Genomic DNA, 18,920 nt, shown 5'->3' with positions numbered 1-18,920 from the left:
CTTTAGTTGAAATAGCCGCTCATTCTACCTGGATTCCCTGGGTACGCCAAACCACTGATGGTACCAACGGTTCATTATTTGTTCTCTTAACCCCAAAAGATGCCAGTTATCAACGAAAAAACGCGCGCTAATCTGCCCGGAAAGTGCAGTATCGCGCCAGATGATGTGATTTTCATCATAGCGCATAATTATTTTCGCTGCGGGTAACCGCCAGGCGCTGTAACGTGCAGCTGAAGCGATAGCGGCCTTCGGCGCTACCGCACGCAGCAGCGGCGGGGTTGATGAAGTCCGGCTACCGTGATGCGGAACCTGTAACAGATCGGCACTCAGCGCGGCGCGCTGCCCGGCGACGAGCTGCAGCTCCGCCTCGCGCTCAATATCTCCTGTCAGCAGCACGCGCCATCGCCCGTCGCTAACCGCCACCACGCAGGACTGGTTATTACCCTCACCGGGCATATCTTCTGGCGGCCACAGCGCTTCAAACGTCAGCCCCTGCCAGCGCCAGTTTGTATTCCGATAACAGGGTAAATGCCCCTGGCGCTTTAAAGCACTACGTACCCGGGCATTGGGATACGCGGACTGTATGCTCGGCAATCCGCCAATATGGTCAAGATGCGCGTGGCTGATGACCACGTCGGTCAACGTTAACCCCTGCCATTCCAGCCAGGGAATAATCTGACTATGGGCAACATCTCCACCGGGCCAACGGTTGCCAGTATCATATAATACCGCTTTGCCATGCTGTGAAATCACCACGGCTAATCCATGGCCAACATCCAACATATCCACTCGCCACTCGGGTTTAGCGCTAAAATTCCGCCAGCTCAGCAGCAGTAAAGTGCACGCCACAAGAGTAGAAGGGGAGCTACGCCACCAGCCAAAGCGAAACGCGAGCAGCAGAAGCCAACACGCCAGTGAACCGGCTGCGAATGTGCTTTCCAGAGGAAACCAGCCATTCGGCAGCTGCTGCAATGGGAAAAAAACCAGCGCCAGTGAGCGATCGGCGAGCCACCACATAAAAGGGCCGAACAACGGTAGGAAGTTAACCAACAGCGATGTCAGTATCAGCGGTACGGTAACCAGAGATATCAACGGCACGGCCCACAGGTTAGCCACTAGCGCACTCAGACTAAAACCATGGAAAATGAATACCTGCAGCGGCATTAATAGCAACAGCATGCCAAGTTGCAGATGAAGCAGGCGCAGAGGTAACCAACGCTTACCTCTGCGGAAACGTAATGGAAGCGCAAAGCTTTGATACCATATCAGCAAGCCCGCAACGGCCAGAGCGGACATCCACAAACTGTCTGACAGAACGCTGAGCGGTTCCAGAAACAGGATAAGTGCAATACAAAATAGCCATACCTGCCAGCTGCTGCAGTTAATTCCCTTCAGCCTTAGCGCACTCCACATCAGTAAAGCCAGCATCGCACGCATCGCTGGCGGATTGCTTCCGGAAAGCCAGCAGTAGACCAATGCCACCAGCAAACTGCAGTACAACGGGAAACGATAGTTAATCATCCAGGCCGGGAAAAAGAACTGGATGAGTCTGGCTACCAGCCAGCCAAATCCTGCGGCCAGTCCAATCTGCATCCCGGCGATTGCCATCAGATGTGCCGTCCCCGTTTCCCTTAGCAGCTGGGTAATTTCACGCTTAACCTCTGAACGGTCGCCAAAGGCCAGCGCCGAAATCAGGGCCTGCCAGGGGAGATGACCATAGTGCTGCCGGGTAGAATTCATAATAGCACCGCGCCAGCTGCACCGTGGCTGCCGAACCTTTGCACTAATCACTCGCCCTGTCAGCGGCATGCTGTTGGCCAGAGTAAATCGTTGCCGATCGAATCCCCCCTCATTGAGTTGAGCATGAAGCGGACGAAGTGCCAGGGCCATATCCCACCTTTGCCCCTGGCAAAAAATCTGTTCGCTGCTGGGTAATCGCAAGGAAGCATAAATCGGAGGAAAAAGCAGCCGGCCATCCTGACGGAAAAGACGTACTCTGGCGCGCTCACCGCCGGGCAGCACGGTGTCAATTTGTACCTCCGCCCGTACTGTTCCCTGCGTCAGCCGATCAATCTGCCCCTGAAGGGATCGGGCGGTATTCAACGGCCAGAGAGAAAAGAGCAGGACCATTGCTGCGAAGATAGCAACGCGTTGTGAACAGCGCATAAATAAAAATGAGAGTCCCAGCGCAGCGATGTCATAACTATAACCGGGTAACCGCGGTATGACCGTGAGCGGCAAAGTACCGAGAATAAGACTGCCTGCCAGCTGCGTTGCCGTTATGCGCATGTTTCCTCCCTGATGCAGGTCATAGTGTGACATGCAGGTGAGAGACGGACATCAGCGCAGGTTCAGTGTTCAGAGACAGGCCGCAAACTCTTTCTGTTTTGCAGCAATAAGAAGGGAATATTGTGTGCCGGGTTCTGATTCTACAATGCAGCTTAGCCCCGTATCGCAGCCAAAAAAAACGACACCGTAGTGTCGTTTTTATCGTTTCGTCGCTATCAGCTGCCGTAGATATTGGCGCGATCGCGCAGTTCTTTACCTGGTTTGAAGTGTGGAACGTATTTACCTTCCAACTCCACTTTGTCGCCCGTTTTCGGGTTACGACCGGTACGAGGTGCACGATAATGCAAAGAGAAGCTGCCAAATCCCCGGATTTCAATGCGTTCGCCCTGCGACAGGGTCGTCGCCATATGCTCAAGCATCTCTTTTACCGCATCCTCAACGACTTTCGCCGGTATATGAGAGTGCTGGCCAGCAAGTCTTTCAATAAGTTCTGACTTGGTCATAAAACCTCCGGTTAATCCCTTTTAGGAATAGCTCTGGCAGTTATCGACGATACAGGGCAGCTTGCGCTGCCCTTAAAGCGAAGATTACTCGCCTTTAGCTGCTTTGAAAGCTTCAGCCATAGCGTTAGAGAAGTTACCTTCTTCCTGTTTGGTGTTAACAGTATTGATGGCTTCTTTCTCGTCTGCCTGGTCTTTGGCACGTACAGACAGGCTAACAACGCGGTTTTTACGGTCAACACCGGTGAATTTGGCTTCAACATCGTCGCCAACATTCAGAACCAGAGTTGCGTCTTCAACACGGTCCAGCGAGGCTTCAGAAGCACGCAGGTAACCTTCAACGCCGTCAGCTAATTCAACTGTAGCACCTTTAGCGTCAACTGCAGTCACTTTACCGTTAACAATTGCACCTTTCTTATTCAGAGAGATGTAGTTGTTGAACGGATCTTCTGCCAGCTGCTTAACGCCCAGGGAGATACGCTCGCGCTCTGCGTCAACCTGCAGAACCACAGCTGCGATTTCGTCGCCTTTCTTGTATTCACGAACTGCTTCTTCTCCGGTAGCGTTCCAGGAGATGTCAGACAGGTGAACCAGGCCGTCAATGCCGCCGTCCAGGCCGATGAAGATACCGAAGTCAGTGATTGACTTGATTTTACCTTCAACGCGGTCGCCCTTGTTGTGGGTTTCTGCGAACTGCTGCCATGGGTTAGATTTGCACTGCTTCAGACCCAGGGAGATACGACGACGTTCTTCGTCGATGTCCAGAACCATAACTTCAACAACATCGCCCACGTTAACAACTTTAGATGGGTGAATGTTTTTGTTGGTCCAGTCCATTTCAGAAACGTGTACCAGGCCTTCAACACCTTCTTCGATTTCAACGAAGCAGCCGTAGTCGGTCAGATTGGTTACACGACCAGTCAGCTTGGTGCCTTCTGGGTAACGTTTCGCGATAGCAACCCATGGATCTTCGCCCAGCTGCTTCAGACCCAGAGAAACACGGGTACGCTCGCGGTCGAATTTCAGCACTTTCACGTTGATTTCGTCGCCAACATTGACGATTTCGCTTGGATGCTTAACGCGTTTCCATGCCATGTCAGTGATGTGCAGAAGGCCGTCAACGCCGCCCAGATCAACGAATGCACCGTAGTCAGTGAGGTTCTTAACGATACCTTTAACTTCCATGCCTTCCTGCAGGTTTTCCAGCAGCTGATCGCGCTCTGCGCTGTTCTCGGATTCGATAACCGCACGACGTGAAACAACCACGTTGTTGCGCTTCTGATCCAGCTTGATTACTTTGAACTCAAGCTCTTTGCCTTCCAGGTGCAGAGTATCACGCACTGGACGCACGTCTACCAGTGAACCCGGCAGGAACGCACGAATACCGTTCAGCTCAACTGTGAAGCCACCTTTAACTTTGCCGTTGATAATACCGGTAACAGTTTCAGCATCTTCGTAAGCTTTTTCCAGCGTGATCCAAGCTTCATGACGTTTAGCTTTCTCACGGGACAGCAGGGTTTCACCGAAGCCGTCTTCCACTGCATCCAGAGCAACGTCAACTTCGTCGCCAACCTGGATTTCCAGTTCGCCGGCTGCGTTTTTGAACTGCTCTGCAGGAATTGCAGATTCAGATTTCAGGCCCGCATCAACCAGAACAACGTCTTTGTCGATAGCAACAACGACGCCACGAACGATGGAACCCGGGCGGGTTTCGATTTCTTTCAGGGATTCTTCAAATAGTTGAGCAAAAGATTCAGTCATATTGATAATCTTCAGGATTCTTCAATTTAACGTCCACCTGACATCCTGACGGGTGGGGTTGTTTCACATGCCCCATAACATCCATATCACAGGGTTAATTAAATTTTGCGAACAGCTACACAGTATAGTGCAGGGTCGTCAGCATTACCTATTACACAATGGCAAGCTTTTCGCGCGCATATTTTAGCGCAACTTCAATGACCTGCTCAATAGACATCGTTGTCGAATCAAGCACTAAGGCATCATCCGCCGGCACCAGAGGTGCAATCGCGCGGTTACGATCGCGCTCATCGCGTTCTTTTATCTCGGATAAAAGGCGGTCAAAGTTAACACTAAAGCCTTTTTCCTGCAACTGTAGCATACGGCGATGCGCACGTTCTTCCGAACTGGCATCAAGGAAAATTTTAACCGGCGCGTCCGGGAATACAACGGTACCCATATCACGCCCATCGGCGATCAGGCCCGGAAGTTCACGAAAACCGCGCTGACGACGCAGCAGAGCTTCACGCACACGTGGATATGCGGCAACTTTAGAAGCGGTGTTGCTGACATCCTGAGTACGGATCTCTGCGGAAACGTCCTCACCTTCAAGGATAACTTCCATCTCGCCTTCGCTGGACACAAAACGCACGTCAAGATGTGCAGCCAGCGGTACCAGCGCTTCTTCAGAAGTGATATCAACCTGATGATGCAGCGCAGCCAGCGCCAGCACGCGATAAATTGCGCCAGAATCCAACAGGTGCCACTGCAATGCTTCGGCCATAGCTTTACATAATGTGCCTTTACCCGCACCACTTGGGCCATCAATGGTGATCACTGGGGCTATTGCCGTCATGTCGTTCTCCTGTCGGTGGAATGTCCGCGGCTATCAGTGCCCGGACAAATATCGTCGCGCATTATACGCTGCAAAAACCGGGATAGTTACCCCTTAAACATAGTCAGCTACAAAATTTTAGGCAGGTTCAAACAACAGGCGGGTAATGCGGCAGAATAGAACGAGATAAACGCAGCTTCCGCCGCACTGAGGTGCAGCGGAATAGTTTGTTATGCAAGCTGGCTGATACGGCCAAGCTGTTCAAAATAGTCCGGGAATGTTTTCGCCGTGCATTTTGGGTCAAGAATCGTGACCGGGGTACTGGAAAGTGCGACCAGCGAGAAGCACATTGCCATACGGTGATCGTTATAGGTACCAATCTCTGCATACTGGATCGCAGCAGGTGGCGTAATGCGGATGTAATCGTGCCCCTCTTCAACCTCAGCGCCAACTTTACGCAGCTCAGTGGCCATTGCCGCGAGGCGATCGGTTTCTTTAACACGCCAGTTGTAAATATTGCGCATTACCGTGGTGCCTTTGGCAAACAACGCGGTCGTCGCGATAGTCATTGCCGCATCGGGAATGTGGTTCATGTCCAGATCGATGGCATTCAACTCGCCACGCGTACAGGCAATGAAATCATCGCCCCATTCAATGCTGGCACCCATTTTTTCCAGCACGTCGGCAAAACGAATATCGCCCTGCATGCTCTTACGGCCGATACCGGTGACTTTAACGGTGCCGCCCTTGATGGCCGCCGCCGCCAGGAAATAGGAAGCAGAAGACGCATCGCCCTCAACCAGGTAATCACCCGGAGCCTGATACTGCTGCTGCCCGCGGATGTGGAACGCGCGATAGCTGTCGTTCTCAACCTCAATGCCGAAGGTTGCCATCAGATTGAGGGTGATATCAATGTATGGTTTCGATACCAGTTCGCCTTTAATGACGATATGCGTATCATTTGCCGCCAGTGGAGCCGTCATCAGCAGCGCCGTCAGGAACTGGCTGGATACACTACCATCAACGGACACATTACCGCCGTTAAATCCCCCCTTCAAACGCAGTGGCGGATAATCTTCCTGTTCCAGATACTCGACCACAGCCCCCCCCTGGCGCAGCGCATCAACCAGATGGCCGATCGGACGCTCTTTCATGCGCGGCTCACCGGTCAGCACAATATCGTTGCTGCCGAGGCACAGCGCTGCTGCCAGCGGACGCATCGCCGTACCTGCATTGCCGAGGAACAGCTCCAGTGCACCGTCAGCCTTTAGCGCCCCTCCCTGACCTACCACTTCACACACCGTGCGGTCAGCAGACAGCGTGTAGTCAACGCCAAGCAGCTGCAAAGCATTGAGCATGTGGCGAACGTCATCGCTGTCCAGCAGGTTAGTCAAACGGGTGGTGCCATTAGCCAGTGCAGCCAGCAGAAGCGCGCGGTTCGATACGCTCTTGGAACCAGGAAGGTTAACGGTACCGTTGACCAGGGCGATAGGTTGTAACGTCAGGGAATCCTGCATGTGAAACGTACTCTCCAAAAAAATTACAATGAAACCCCGCAGCAATGCGGGGTTTCAGATTAAAAACGTACTGCAGTTTCGGCTAAATTCTTAACCGTGACGACGCTCGAAGTCGATCATGAAATCAGTCAGCGTCTTGATGCCTTCCAGTGGCATCGCGTTATAAATTGAAGCACGCATGCCGCCGACTACACGGTGGCCTTTCAGCGCATGCAGACCATGAGCGAATGACTCTTCAAGGAACAGCTTGTCCAGTGACGCATCGGCCAGCTGGAAAGGCACGTTCATACGCGAGCGGTTTGCCAGGGCGACATCATTGCGATAAAAGTCACTTTTATCGATAGTGCCGTACAGCAGATCGGCTTTGAGCTGGTTACGTTTATCCATTTCGGCCACGCCGCCCTGCTCTTTCAGCCACTTGAATACCAGGCCAGACAGATACCAGGCAAAGGTAGGTGGCGTGTTGAACATCGAGCCGTTATCAGCCAGCACTTTGTAGTCAAGAATAGAAGGCAGCTCTTTGCGGGCCTTGCCTAACAGGTCTTCACGCACAACAACCAGCGTCAACCCAGCCGGGCCGATGTTTTTCTGAGCACCGGCATACAGTACGCCGTAGCGGCTAACATCAATCGGTGAGGACAAAATGGTTGAAGAGAGATCGGCGACAACCAGCTTATCACCAAAATCAGGCGTTTCACTGATAGCAATGCCATCAATGGTCTCATTCGGACAGTAGTGAACATAGGCTGCGTCATCGGAAAGCGCCCAACTACTCATCGGGGTGATGCCACGCAGGCCATCAACCGTGGTTTTCGCGTCGATTACATTCGGCGTGCAGTACTTCTGCGCTTCTTTCACCGCGCTGGCCGCCCAGTAACCGCCGTCAACGTAGTCTGCGGTCGTATGGCTACCGAGCAGGTTCATCGGAACAGCGGCAAACTGTGCACGCGCGCCGCCATGGCAGAATAAAACTTTGTAATTGGAGGGGATTTTCAGCAGATCGCGAAAATCTTTTTCTGCCTCTTCCGCCACCTGAATAAATTCCTTACTGCGGTGGCTGATCTCCATTACGGAGGTGCCTAACCCCTGCCAGTTGCAGAGTTCCTGCTCAGCACGACGGAGCACTTCTACCGGCAACATTGCCGGGCCAGAGCTAAAATTGAAAACCTGACTCATTTCTCCTCACCACTTTCAGATCAATCGGTTTTGATTCCTTTATCGGTTTTATCATTGCCTCCCCGATGCTGCAATGATTTATCCGGTCAACCGGCCAGTTTTCAGGCTGCGGCCGCAACAGCTTGTAGGGTAAATGAAACAGCAAACGATATTTTGTGAGGCGTTTTCCACCACTGCAAACGCCTCTGTTCCTGTTTCGGCGGAATATGGCATTCTTCAGCAGATGAATTTTTGGTTGCCGGATGGCGATTCCAGCGGAAAACCCGTATCATTGCGCGCTTTCCGCACAATCAATAACGAGTGGGCAAAATGACTCAAACTTATATTCCAGGCAAAGACGCCGCGTTGGAAGATTCCATCGCGCGCTTTCAGCAAAAATTACAGGATCTGGGCTTCAATATTGAAGAAGCGTCCTGGCTGAATCCGGTTCCCAATGTCTGGTCAGTGCATATTCGCGATCGCGACTGCCCATTGTGCTTCACCAACGGTAAAGGCGCCAGCAAAAAGGCAGCGCTGGCTTCCGCGCTGGGTGAATATTTTGAACGTCTTTCTACCAACTATTTCTTTGCCGATTTCTGGCTGGGCAAGCAGATCGCCAATAGCGATTTCGTTCATTATCCCAACGAAAAATGGTTCCCGCTGCCTGAAGATGACCAGCTGCCAGAAGGTATTCTCGACGCGCGCCTGCGTAAATTTTACGATCCGGAAAATGAGCTGAGCGCCAGCGATCTTATCGACCTTCAGTCCGGTAATGCCGATCGCGGTATTGTCGGCCTGCCGTTCACGCGCCGGTCAGACCAGCAGACGGTCTATATTCCGATGAACATCATCGGCAACCTCTATGTATCCAACGGTATGTCAGCGGGCAACACCGCTAACGAAGCCCGCGTACAGGGTCTGTCTGAAGTCTTTGAGCGCTATATTAAGAATCGCATTATTGCTGAATCCATCAGCCTGCCGGCGATTCCACAAGATGTGCTGAACCGCTATCCTGGCGTCGTGGAAGCCATCGATCGCCTTGAAGCCGAAGGTTTTCCTATCTTCTCCTACGACGCTTCCCTGGGCGGAAAATATCCGGTGATTTGCGTGGTGCTGTTTAACCCGGAGAATGGCACCTGCTTCGCCTCATTCGGTGCGCATCCTGATTTCGGCGTAGCGCTGGAACGTACAGTTACCGAACTGCTGCAGGGCCGCGGACTGAAAGACCTTGATGTCTTTACTCCACCAACTTTCGATGATGAAGAAGTTGCCGAACACGCTAACCTTGAAACCCACTTTATCGATTCCAGTGGTCTGATCTCCTGGGATCTGTTTAAAGACGACGCCGACTATGCGTTTGCTGACTGGAGCTTCAAGGGTACAACGGAAGAAGAGTTCGCCACTCTGATGGCGATCTTTGATGCGGAAGGCCAGGAAGTTTATATTGCCGATTATCAGCATCTGGATGTTTATGCCTGCCGTATTATCGTTCCGGGCATGTCCGATATTTATCCTGCTGAAGATCTGCTGCTGGCGAATAACAGCATGGGCGCATACCTGCGCGATACCTTGCTCAACCTGCCTGACAGCAACTGGGAAAAAGAAGACTACCTGGCACTGCTGGAACAGCTGGATGAAGACGGCCACGACGACTTCACTCGCGTACGTGAGCTGCTGGGCCTGGCGACCGGTAAAGATAACGGCTGGTACACACTGCGTATCGGTGAACTCAAGGCCATGCTCGCGCTGGCCGGTGGCGATCTCGATCAGGCGCTGATCTGGACCGAGTGGACGATGGAATTCAACCAGTCTATCTTCAGCCCCGCACGTGCAAACTACTACCGTTGCCTGCAGACTCTGCTGCTGTTGAGCCAGGAAGATGAACGCGATCCACTGCAATACCATACAGCATTCGTGCGCATGTACGGTCAGGAAGCGGTCGATAATGCTTCTGCAGCGATTAGCGGTGAAGCGCCATTCTACGGTTTGCAAAATGTAGATAGCGATCTGCTGGCATTCCCTGCACACCAGTCTCTGCTGGCGACTTATGAGAAATTACAGGCGGCAAAACGCCGTTACTGGAAATAAACCCACACCATTACTCAATGGCGCCAGATGTGGGTAATTTCTTTCTGAAAATGTACCGCAGGCGATAAGTTAAAAAAAGGTAACAGTTAATAGCTGCTACCTTTTTTCTTTTCACAAATTAGAATTAATCACCGCCATTTTTTTACCTTTCCATGATGCTCGAGAATAATAATTAAATTATTTTTTTAAAAATTAAAAAAGTTTTATTTATTATTTTTCATATAGATATGACAAAAAATCGTACTTATCTACGGTATGAATGGCTGCATTGCCAGGCCACCATGATCCATATCAATTTCCCTTCTATACTCGTTTGTTAGACTTTCCTTGCTGACTAATTTTTGGAGAACGTTAGTGTGAAAGCTGGCAACCTCTTTGATCTATTATTACCTGCTGAAATGGCCAAAGTTGCTGAAGACGCTGGCGTCTATAAAGCGACAAAAAAACCGTTCACCACCTTCTTTCTGGCAATTAACGCAGGCGTATTTATCTCTATCGCTTTCGCTTTTTACATCACGGCAACTACCGGCACCGCCACCATCCCCTGGGGACTGGCAAAACTGGTTGGAGGTATCTGCTTTTCACTGGGCCTGATGTTAGTTGTTGTTTGCGGTGCCGACCTTTTCACCTCTACCGTTCTCATCGTAGTGGCTAAAGCCAGCGGCAGAATCACCTGGGCTCAACTGGCACGCAACTGGATTAATGTTTACGTTGGCAATTTTATCGGTGCCGTTTTCTTCGTCGCCCTGATCTGGTTCGCGGGTCAATACATGACCGCAGACGGCGCATGGGGGCTGAACGTCCTGCAGACCGCTGACCATAAAATGCACCACACCTTTATCGAAGCAGTATGCCTGGGAGTTTTGGCTAACCTGATGGTGTGTATGGCGGTGTGGATGAGTTATTCCGGCCGCAGCCTTATGGATAAGATGTTTGCCATGGTTCTGCCGGTTGCCATGTTTGTGGCCAGCGGCTTCGAACACAGCATAGCCAATATGTTTCTTATCCCCATGGCCATTGTCATCAAAGATTTTGCTTCGCCAGAGTTCTGGCAGGCAACCGGGGCAACAGCCCAACAGTTTTCACACCTTACCGTCAGCAACTTTGTTACTGACAACCTGATCCCCGTTACCATCGGCAACATTATCGGTGGCGGACTGCTGGTAGGGTTAACTTACTGGGTGATCTATCTGCGCGATGGCGATCACCACTGACTTCTGTAACAGAATCTTATACAGCCGCAGGCCGATCACCGTCTGACGGCAACGTACAACGAACTTCACGTTATAAAGGTAGGTATCACATGACCGAGCTAAATAAAGATATGGCAAAAGCCTGGGACAGTTTTGCAGAAGGTGAATGGCAGAACAGCGTCAACGTTCGTGACTTCATCCAGAAAAACTACACTCCATATGAAGGCGACGAGTCATTCCTGGCCGATGCCACTCAGGCGACCACCACCCTGTGGAATAAGGTCATGGAAGGCATCAAGCTGGAAAACAAAACCCATGCGCCGGTTGATTTTGATACCGGCCTTGTGGCGACCATTACCTCTCATGATGCTGGCTACATCGAAAAAGACCTTGAAAAGATTGTTGGTCTGCAAACCGAAGCTCCATTGAAACGTGCGCTGATCCCCTTCGGCGGCATCAAAATGGTGGAAGGCTCCTGTAAGGTTTACGGCCGCGAGCTCGATCCTTCACTGAAAAAAATCTTTACCGAGTACCGTAAAACCCACAACCAGGGCGTATTTGATGTTTACACCCCGGATATTCTGCGCTGCCGTAAATCAGGTGTGCTGACCGGCCTGCCGGATGCCTATGGCCGTGGCCGTATCATCGGTGACTACCGTCGCGTTGCGCTGTACGGTATTGATTATCTGATGAAAGACAAATTTGCCCAGTTCGCTTCTCTGCAGAGCGATATGGAAAATGGCGTCAACCTCGAAGCCACTATCCGCCTGCGTGAAGAGATTGCTGATCAGCATCGCGCGCTGCAGCAGATTAAAGAAATGGCGGCGAAACACGGCTTTGATATCTCTGGCCCGGCAACGACCGCTCAGGAAGCCGTGCAGTGGACCTACTTTGGTTACCTTGCTGCGGTGAAATCGCAGAACGGTGCAGCGATGTCCTTCGGTCGCGTGTCAACCTTCCTCGACATCTACATCAGCCGCGATCTGAAAGCTGGCAAAATTACCGAAGAAGAAGCGCAGGAACTGATTGACCATCTGGTGATGAAACTGCGTATGGTTCGCTTCCTGCGTACCCCTGAATACGATGAGCTGTTCTCCGGTGACCCAATCTGGGCAACGGAATCACTGGCCGGTATGGGCGTTGATGGCCGTACCCTGGTGACTAAAAACACCTTCCGCTTCCTGAATACGCTCTACACCATGGGCCCGTCACCGGAGCCTAATATGACCATTCTCTGGTCTGAAAAACTGCCTCTGAACTTTAAAAAATTCGCGGCGAAAGTCTCTATCGATACCTCTTCTCTGCAGTATGAGAATGACGATCTGATGCGCCCTGATTTTAACAACGATGACTACGCTATCGCCTGCTGCGTTAGCCCAATGATCGTTGGCAAACAGATGCAGTTCTTCGGCGCCCGTGCCAACCTGGCGAAAACCATGCTGTACGCAATTAACGGTGGCGTGGATGAAAAACTGAAAATGCAGGTAGGCCCGAAAGAAGCACCAATGATGGATGAGGTGCTGGATTACGAAAAAGTGATGGCGCGTATGGATCACTTTATGGACTGGCTGGCAAAACAGTATGTCACCGCGCTGAATGTCATCCACTATATGCATGACAAATACAGCTATGAAGCTTCACTGATGGCACTGCACGATCGTGACGTCTATCGCACCATGGCATGTGGTATCGCAGGCCTGTCGGTTGCCGCTGACTCACTCTCAGCGATTAAGTATGCCAAAGTGTCCACCATTCGTGATGAAGATGGCCTGGCGGTAGACTTTAAAATTGAAGGTGAGTATCCGCAGTTCGGTAACAATGATTCCCGCGTTGATGATATTGCCTGCGACCTGGTTGAGCGTTTCATGAAGAAAATTCAGAAACTGCACACCTACCGTAACGCCGTACCGACTCAGTCCGTCCTGACCATTACATCAAACGTGGTGTACGGTAAGAAAACCGGTAATACCCCAGACGGACGTCGCGCCGGCGCACCATTCGGACCCGGCGCTAACCCGATGCACGGTCGTGACCAGAAAGGTGCGGTGGCTTCTTTAACCTCCGTTGCCAAACTGCCGTTTGCCTACGCTAAGGATGGTATTTCCTATACCTTCTCTATCGTGCCAAACGCGCTGGGTAAAAACGATGACGTGCGTAAAACCAACCTCGCAGGCCTGATGGATGGATACTTCCACCATGAAGCCAGCATCGAAGGCGGTCAGCACCTTAACGTCAACGTGATGAACCGTGAGATGCTTCTGGAAGCGATGGAAGATCCGGAAAAATATCCGCAGCTGACCATTCGCGTTTCTGGTTATGCTGTTCGCTTTAACTCGCTGACCAAAGAACAGCAGCAGGACGTGATTACCCGTACCTTCACGCAAACCATGTAATACCCCGCGGGGCCCTCTTCGGAGGGCCGCCGTTAGAAGTCGGTTTAGCCAGTGGTCTGTTTTTCTTCTTGCAGGGCACTGTCAAAACAGACTTAACGCAGCTTAAGACTGCGTCAACGTGGAGAATTCATCGCAATGTCAGTTATCGGACGTATTCACTCATTTGAATCCTGCGGAACCGTTGATGGTCCCGGTATTCGTTTTATCACCTTCTTCCAGGGCTGCCTGATGCGCTGCCTCTACTGCCATAACCGGGATACCTGGGATACTCACGGCGGTAAAGAGATTACGGTCGAGGAACTCATGAAGGACGTGGTGTCCTATCGTCACTTTATGAATGCATCCGGCGGCGGCGTTACCGCTTCCGGTGGTGAGGCCATCCTGCAGGCTGAATTCGTTCGCGATTGGTTCCGCGCCTGTAAGGCCGAGGGCATTAATACCTGCCTCGACACCAATGGTTTCGTGCGGCGCTACGACCCGGTCATTGATGAGCTTCTGGATGTTACAGACCTGGTGATGCTCGATTTAAAGCAGATTAATGATGATATCCATCAGGTTCTGGTTGGCGTTTCAAACCACCGTACGCTGGATTTTGCCCGCTATCTGGCTAAGCGGAAAATTCGCACCTGGATACGTTATGTGGTAGTGCCCGGCTATACGGATGATGATGATTCCGCACACCGCCTCGGTGAATTTACTCGCGATATGGGCAATGTAGAAAAAATTGAAATGCTGCCCTATCACGAATTGGGCAAGCACAAATGGGCAGCGATGGGTGAGGAATACAAGCTTGACGGTGTACATCCCCCCAAAGCGGAAACCATGGAGCGGATTAAACATATCCTTGAAGGCTACGGTCACTTCGTGATGTACTAGATAAAACTAAAAGGGCGACCAACCGGGTCGCCCTTTTATATTCTTGCTTACCATCCGGTACGCAACAGCCCTTTGCTTCCCACCATGTATGACTGAGCCCGCATGCAGCTCAGTCAAGACGTAACTCAATACGCCCGTTTATCAGGCATGTGCCACCGGATTGATATGATGATCCGCTTTGCGCAGCAGCATGGCGAGATAAATCAAAGCCACCACGGCTATCATCACAAACAGCAAACGATCTGAATAATTCTGCATCAACATTGAAGTCATGGCAGGACCGGCAAGGCTGCCAACGGTATAGCTGAGCAGCAACGCCTGGTTCATCGCAACCAGTTCATGATGGGCGACCTTCTCACAGGCCCAGGACATCGCGACCGGATACAGGGTAAAACCCGCGCAGCCAAGAACAAACAGCGCAGGGCCCATCGCCGCGTTACCCAGCATTGCCAGTGCGCCGAGGATCACACCAAAGACCTGAACCCTCAGCACCAGCAGACGCCCATAGCGATCCGCAAGGCGGCTGATTGGCCACTGTCCAATAATACCGGCACTGACCAGCAGAGCCATCCAATAGCCTACGTTGGAATCACTCATTCCCTGATGCGACAGATACAGCGGCATCAGGCCATACAATGAGCCCAGTACAATACCGGAAATAATACAGCCGTTAATACCTAAGCGAGCATTGCGACGGCGCAGCATTGGCCAGAGACGGCCAGAAGCCCCTTCTTCACCCTCTTCTGAAGCAGAAGCGGTAATTCGGGTAAAGACCAGGGGCAGAATAGCGGCCAGAATCAGACCACTCACCCACGGCAGCACCTGCATCAGTTCGGTAGAAACGCGACTGACCATCAGCTGCCCGGCAACTGTCGCGACATAATAAACGATCATGTAGGCCGCCAGCAGTCTGCCACGATTACGGAGGGTGCCGTTACACAGCAGCGCACTCTCGACAATCACCCATATCAGCGCACAGCCAACGCCAGCCACAAATCGCCACAACGTCCAGGTCCAGAAACCGCTTTGCAGACCCAGCGCGACAGTACCCAGAGCAAAGACCAGGGAAGCCAGATAGTAGCTGCGGTTAAAACCCAGGCGCTTAATCAGCCAGCCTGCAATCAGGGTACCCAACAGGTTGCCGCAGTAGTAAGAGGAACTGACAACACCAATCTGCCAGGTCGGTAACGCGTCGTGTGTCAGCCACAGCGGAACCAGAGTATTCAGCGCAGCAATAGAAATCGTCAGCAACAGCAGACCGCAAAGCAGCACTATTACAGAACGCGACCAGATGGACATAGTAGTGAGAAACCAGAATAAGGAAGGATTTTGTACGCATCATGCCACCGCGCGAAGGTTTGTAAAAGCATCAAAAAATGGTCGCAGCACGATTTGCTGCTAAATGATTTAATTTTTTTATCTACAAGAAGTTAGCAGAATTAAAACCAGCACAACAGCTAAAAATATCTCATTGAATTTGCATAAAATTAAGCTGCAGAGAACGAAAATATCCATAACAAATTTTGCTTGATAACAATGAAAAAAAACCGCCTGAGACGCAATGTCACAGGCGGCCTGTTCAGCATGAATAGCGATCGGTATTAGCCGATGTATTCAAGGCCTTTCATATAGGGACGCAGCACTTCCGGCACTTCAATACGACCGTCTGCCTGCTGGTAGTTTTCCAGCACCGCAACCAGAGTACGCCCCACTGCCAGACCGGAACCGTTCAGCGTGTGGGCTAGACGCGGTTTTTTCTCTGTTTTGGTACGGCAGCGTGCCTGCATACGACGCGCCTGGAAATCACCCATGTTAGAACAGGAAGAGATTTCACGGTAAGTGTCCTGCGCCGGCAGCCAGACTTCCAGATCGTAAGTCTTGGTTGAACCAAAGCCCATATCACCGGTGCACAGCAGCACTTTACGGTACGGCAGATTAAGCAACTGCAGCACTTTCTCTGCGTGCCCTACCAGTTCTTCCAGCGCATCCATGGAGTCTTCAGGACGAGTAATATGTACCATCTCGACTTTATCGAACTGGTGCATACGAATCAGGCCACGGGTATCTCGTCCATAAGCACCGGCCTCGGAACGGAAGCACGGCGTATGCGCGGTCATCTTCAGCGGCAGTGACTCTTCTTCCAGGATCTCATCGCGAACCAGGTTAGTCAGCGGCACTTCCGAGGTTGGGATCAGCGCATAGTTGCTGCTGGAGGCTTCTTCTTCCAGAGGACGGGTATGGAACAGATCTTCGCCAAACTTAGGCAGCTGGCCGGTACCGTATAAGCTGGCGTGGTTCACCAGATAAGGGACGTAGGTTTCCTGATAACCATGCTGCTCAGTGTGCAGGTCGAGCATAAACTGGCTCAGCGCGCGGTGCATCAGGGCAATCTGGCCCTTCATCACGATAAAGCGAGAACCGGTCAACTTAACGGCTGCGGCAAAATCCAAGCCTGCGGCCATTTCACCCAGCTCAACGTGGTCGCGCACCGCAAAATCGAACTTACGCGGTTCGCCCCAGCGGCTGATTTCCAGGTTTTCAGTATCGTCTTTACCCAGCGGAACCACATCATCAGGCAAATTAGGAATAGCCAGTGAGAAGTCACGAATATCGTTTTGCAGTGCGTCCAGCTCTGCTTTAGCCGCATCCAGGCGTTCGCCCAGGGCATTCACTTCCTGACGCAACGGTTCGATGTCTTCCCCACGCGCTTTAGCCTGCCCGATGGATTTGGATCGCGAGTTACGCTCTGCCTGCAGATTTTCAGTTTCTACCTGCAACACTTTACGACGCTCTTCGTAAGCGCGCAGCGTGTCAACGTCCAGTTTAAAACCCCGGCGTGCCAGTTTTTCAGCGACTGCGTCTGGCTCATTACGCAGCAGATTGGGATCGAGCATGCTTGTCCTGTGCTTGTTGTGATGGAATTAAAGAAAAGGCGCATTCACCGTAGTGAATGCGTTGAATTCGCAGGTAACCTTACCGCAACGCCCCGGTCAGCGGTAGCGTTTTGTCGGGCTATTTTGATCCTGAGCGGCAAGCCAGGTGAGCTTTTCACCGATTTTGCCCTCCAGCCCGCGAGAAGTAGGCTGATAGTAGCGCGTCTGAGCCATCTGCTGGGGAAAATAGTCCTCACCGGCAGCGTAAGCGTTCGGTTCATCGTGGGCATAGCGGTACTCTGCTCCCAGCCCCATTTCCTTCATCAGCTTCGTTGGTGCATTGCGCAAATGTTCAGGCACGTCGTAATCCGGATTCTCACGCGCATCGCGCATGGCCGCTTTGAACGCGGTGTAAACGGCATTACTTTTCGGTGCGCAGGCCAGGTAGACAATCGCCTGAGCAATCGCACGTTCACCCTCAGCCGGGCCAACCCGGGTAAAGCAGTCCCAGGCGGCAATAGCTACCTGCATACCGCGCGGGTCAGCATTGCCGACGTCCTCAGAAGCGATAGCCAACAGGCGGCGAGCAACATACAGCGGATCGCCCCCCGCGGTAATAATTCTCGCATACCAGTACAGCGCCGCATCCGGTGCGGAACCGCGCACGGATTTGTGCAAGGCAGAGATCAAATCGTAAAAACGGTCGCCCTTGTTATCGAAGCGGGCGCTGCGTTCCCCTGAAACTTCGTTAAGCAGCTGCGGCGTCAGTTCACGCTTGCCCTCTGCGTTAACCTCAGCCATATCCGCCATCATTTCCAGCGTATTCAGCGCCCGACGCGCATCGCCGTTAACCAGTTCGGCAATCATACTGCGGGTATTATCCGGCAAAATGACGTTGTCTTTGCCGAAGCCACGTTCAGCATCATACATCGCCTGATCGAGCACACCGGCGATATCATCGCTGGTTAACGATTTAAGCAGATAGACGCGGGCACGTGAAAGCAGCGCAGAATTGAGTTCAAACGAGGGGTTCTCAGTTGTTGCACCGATAAAAGTAATGGTGCCATCCTCAATATGCGGCAGGAAGGCATCCTGCTGGCTTTTATTGAAGCGATGCACTTCATCGACAAAGAGGATGGTACGGCGACCCGCATTGCGGCTTTGTCTGGCACGATCGATGGCTTCACGTATCTCTTTCACGCCGGATGTCACGGCGGAAATACGTTCAACGTCCGCCTGGCCGTAGTGGCCGATAATCTCAGCCAGCGTTGTTTTCCCCGTCCCCGGAGGCCCCCATAAAATCATCGAATGAAGGTGACCTGCCTCAATCGCCCGCGGCAACGGTTTACCCGCCGCCAGCAGATGCTGCTGACCAATATATTCATTGAGATTGCGTGGCCGCATGCGCGCGGCCAGAGGCTGAAATTCGTTACGGGAAAAGTCGAGGGACAGGTTACTCAC

General features: G+C 52.0%; 14 protein-coding genes. 5 read left to right on the top strand and 9 right to left on the bottom strand.

Features of this window, described 5'->3' with window-relative positions:
- Nucleotides 1-24: 24 nt before the first annotated feature.
- The 6 genes from AC07U6_RS12025 to serC all read right to left on the bottom strand — a co-directional run bounded on the left by AC07U6_RS12025 (nucleotide 25) and on the right by serC (nucleotide 8,057).
- Nucleotides 25-2,289: a ComEC family protein gene (locus tag AC07U6_RS12025; protein ID WP_494762177.1), complete on the bottom strand. Its 2,265-nt coding sequence runs from the start codon at nucleotides 2,287-2,289 to the stop codon at nucleotides 25-27.
- 215 nt (nucleotides 2,290-2,504) lie between these two features.
- Nucleotides 2,505-2,792 carry an integration host factor subunit beta gene (gene ihfB, locus AC07U6_RS12020; protein WP_105593444.1) on the bottom strand — a complete coding sequence of 96 codons (288 nt, stop codon included), beginning with the start codon at nucleotides 2,790-2,792 and terminating at the stop codon, nucleotides 2,505-2,507.
- An 84-nt stretch (nucleotides 2,793-2,876) separates the two neighbouring features.
- A complete protein-coding gene (gene rpsA / locus AC07U6_RS12015) occupies nucleotides 2,877-4,550 on the bottom strand; it encodes a 30S ribosomal protein S1 (protein WP_105593445.1) in 1,674 nt (557 codons plus the stop codon).
- 151 nt (nucleotides 4,551-4,701) lie between these two features.
- Nucleotides 4,702-5,385: a (d)CMP kinase gene (gene cmk / locus AC07U6_RS12010; RefSeq protein WP_494762176.1), complete on the bottom strand. Its 684-nt coding sequence runs from the start codon at nucleotides 5,383-5,385 to the stop codon at nucleotides 4,702-4,704.
- Nucleotides 5,386-5,594: 209 nt separating this feature from the next.
- Complete coding sequence (aroA, locus tag AC07U6_RS12005) at nucleotides 5,595-6,881, bottom strand: 3-phosphoshikimate 1-carboxyvinyltransferase (RefSeq protein WP_494762175.1); 1,287 nt, start codon at nucleotides 6,879-6,881, stop codon at nucleotides 5,595-5,597.
- A 90-nt stretch (nucleotides 6,882-6,971) separates the two neighbouring features.
- Nucleotides 6,972-8,057 carry a 3-phosphoserine/phosphohydroxythreonine transaminase gene (gene serC / locus AC07U6_RS12000; protein ID WP_494762174.1) on the bottom strand — a complete coding sequence of 362 codons (1,086 nt, stop codon included), beginning with the start codon at nucleotides 8,055-8,057 and terminating at the stop codon, nucleotides 6,972-6,974.
- Nucleotides 8,058-8,190: 133 nt separating this feature from the next.
- Here serC and AC07U6_RS11995 point away from each other — a divergent pair, with 133 nt between their 5' ends.
- The 5 genes from AC07U6_RS11995 to pflA all read left to right on the top strand — a co-directional run bounded on the left by AC07U6_RS11995 (nucleotide 8,191) and on the right by pflA (nucleotide 14,586).
- Nucleotides 8,191-8,370 carry a hypothetical protein gene (locus AC07U6_RS11995; protein WP_494762173.1) on the top strand — a complete coding sequence of 60 codons (180 nt, stop codon included), beginning with the start codon at nucleotides 8,191-8,193 and terminating at the stop codon, nucleotides 8,368-8,370.
- Complete coding sequence (gene ycaO / locus AC07U6_RS11990; RefSeq protein WP_494762172.1) at nucleotides 8,367-10,124, top strand: 30S ribosomal protein S12 methylthiotransferase accessory factor YcaO; 1,758 nt, start codon at nucleotides 8,367-8,369, stop codon at nucleotides 10,122-10,124. The genes AC07U6_RS11995 and ycaO overlap by 4 nt, the downstream gene beginning before the upstream one ends.
- Nucleotides 10,125-10,480: 356 nt before the next feature.
- Nucleotides 10,481-11,338, top strand: coding sequence for a formate transporter FocA (focA, locus tag AC07U6_RS11985; protein WP_494762171.1), 858 nt, complete (start codon nucleotides 10,481-10,483; stop codon nucleotides 11,336-11,338).
- A gap of 89 nt (nucleotides 11,339-11,427) precedes the next feature.
- Nucleotides 11,428-13,710 (top strand): formate C-acetyltransferase, encoded by a 2,283-nt coding sequence (gene pflB, locus AC07U6_RS11980; protein ID WP_494762170.1) that lies wholly within the window; start codon nucleotides 11,428-11,430, stop codon nucleotides 13,708-13,710.
- Between the two features lie 135 nt (nucleotides 13,711-13,845).
- Nucleotides 13,846-14,586 (top strand): pyruvate formate lyase 1-activating protein, encoded by a 741-nt coding sequence (gene pflA, locus AC07U6_RS11975; RefSeq protein WP_494762169.1) that lies wholly within the window; start codon nucleotides 13,846-13,848, stop codon nucleotides 14,584-14,586.
- Between the two features lie 141 nt (nucleotides 14,587-14,727).
- On the opposite strand, the gene AC07U6_RS11970 is transcribed toward pflA, so the two are convergent.
- The 3 genes from AC07U6_RS11970 to AC07U6_RS11960 form a co-directional block, all read right to left on the bottom strand.
- The gene (locus AC07U6_RS11970) at nucleotides 14,728-15,885 is read right to left on the bottom strand and encodes an MFS transporter (protein WP_494762168.1); all 1,158 of its coding nucleotides are present in this window, start codon (nucleotides 15,883-15,885) and stop codon (nucleotides 14,728-14,730) included.
- 302 nt (nucleotides 15,886-16,187) lie between these two features.
- A complete protein-coding gene (serS, locus tag AC07U6_RS11965; protein WP_494762167.1) occupies nucleotides 16,188-17,480 on the bottom strand; it encodes a serine--tRNA ligase in 1,293 nt (430 codons plus the stop codon).
- A gap of 96 nt (nucleotides 17,481-17,576) precedes the next feature.
- Complete coding sequence (locus AC07U6_RS11960) at nucleotides 17,577-18,920, bottom strand: replication-associated recombination protein A (RefSeq protein ID WP_494762166.1); 1,344 nt, start codon at nucleotides 18,918-18,920, stop codon at nucleotides 17,577-17,579.

Source organism: Erwinia sp. GW821-FHT03D09 (genome assembly GCF_059420805.1).
This window is presented reverse-complemented; position numbering and strand designations above follow the sequence as displayed.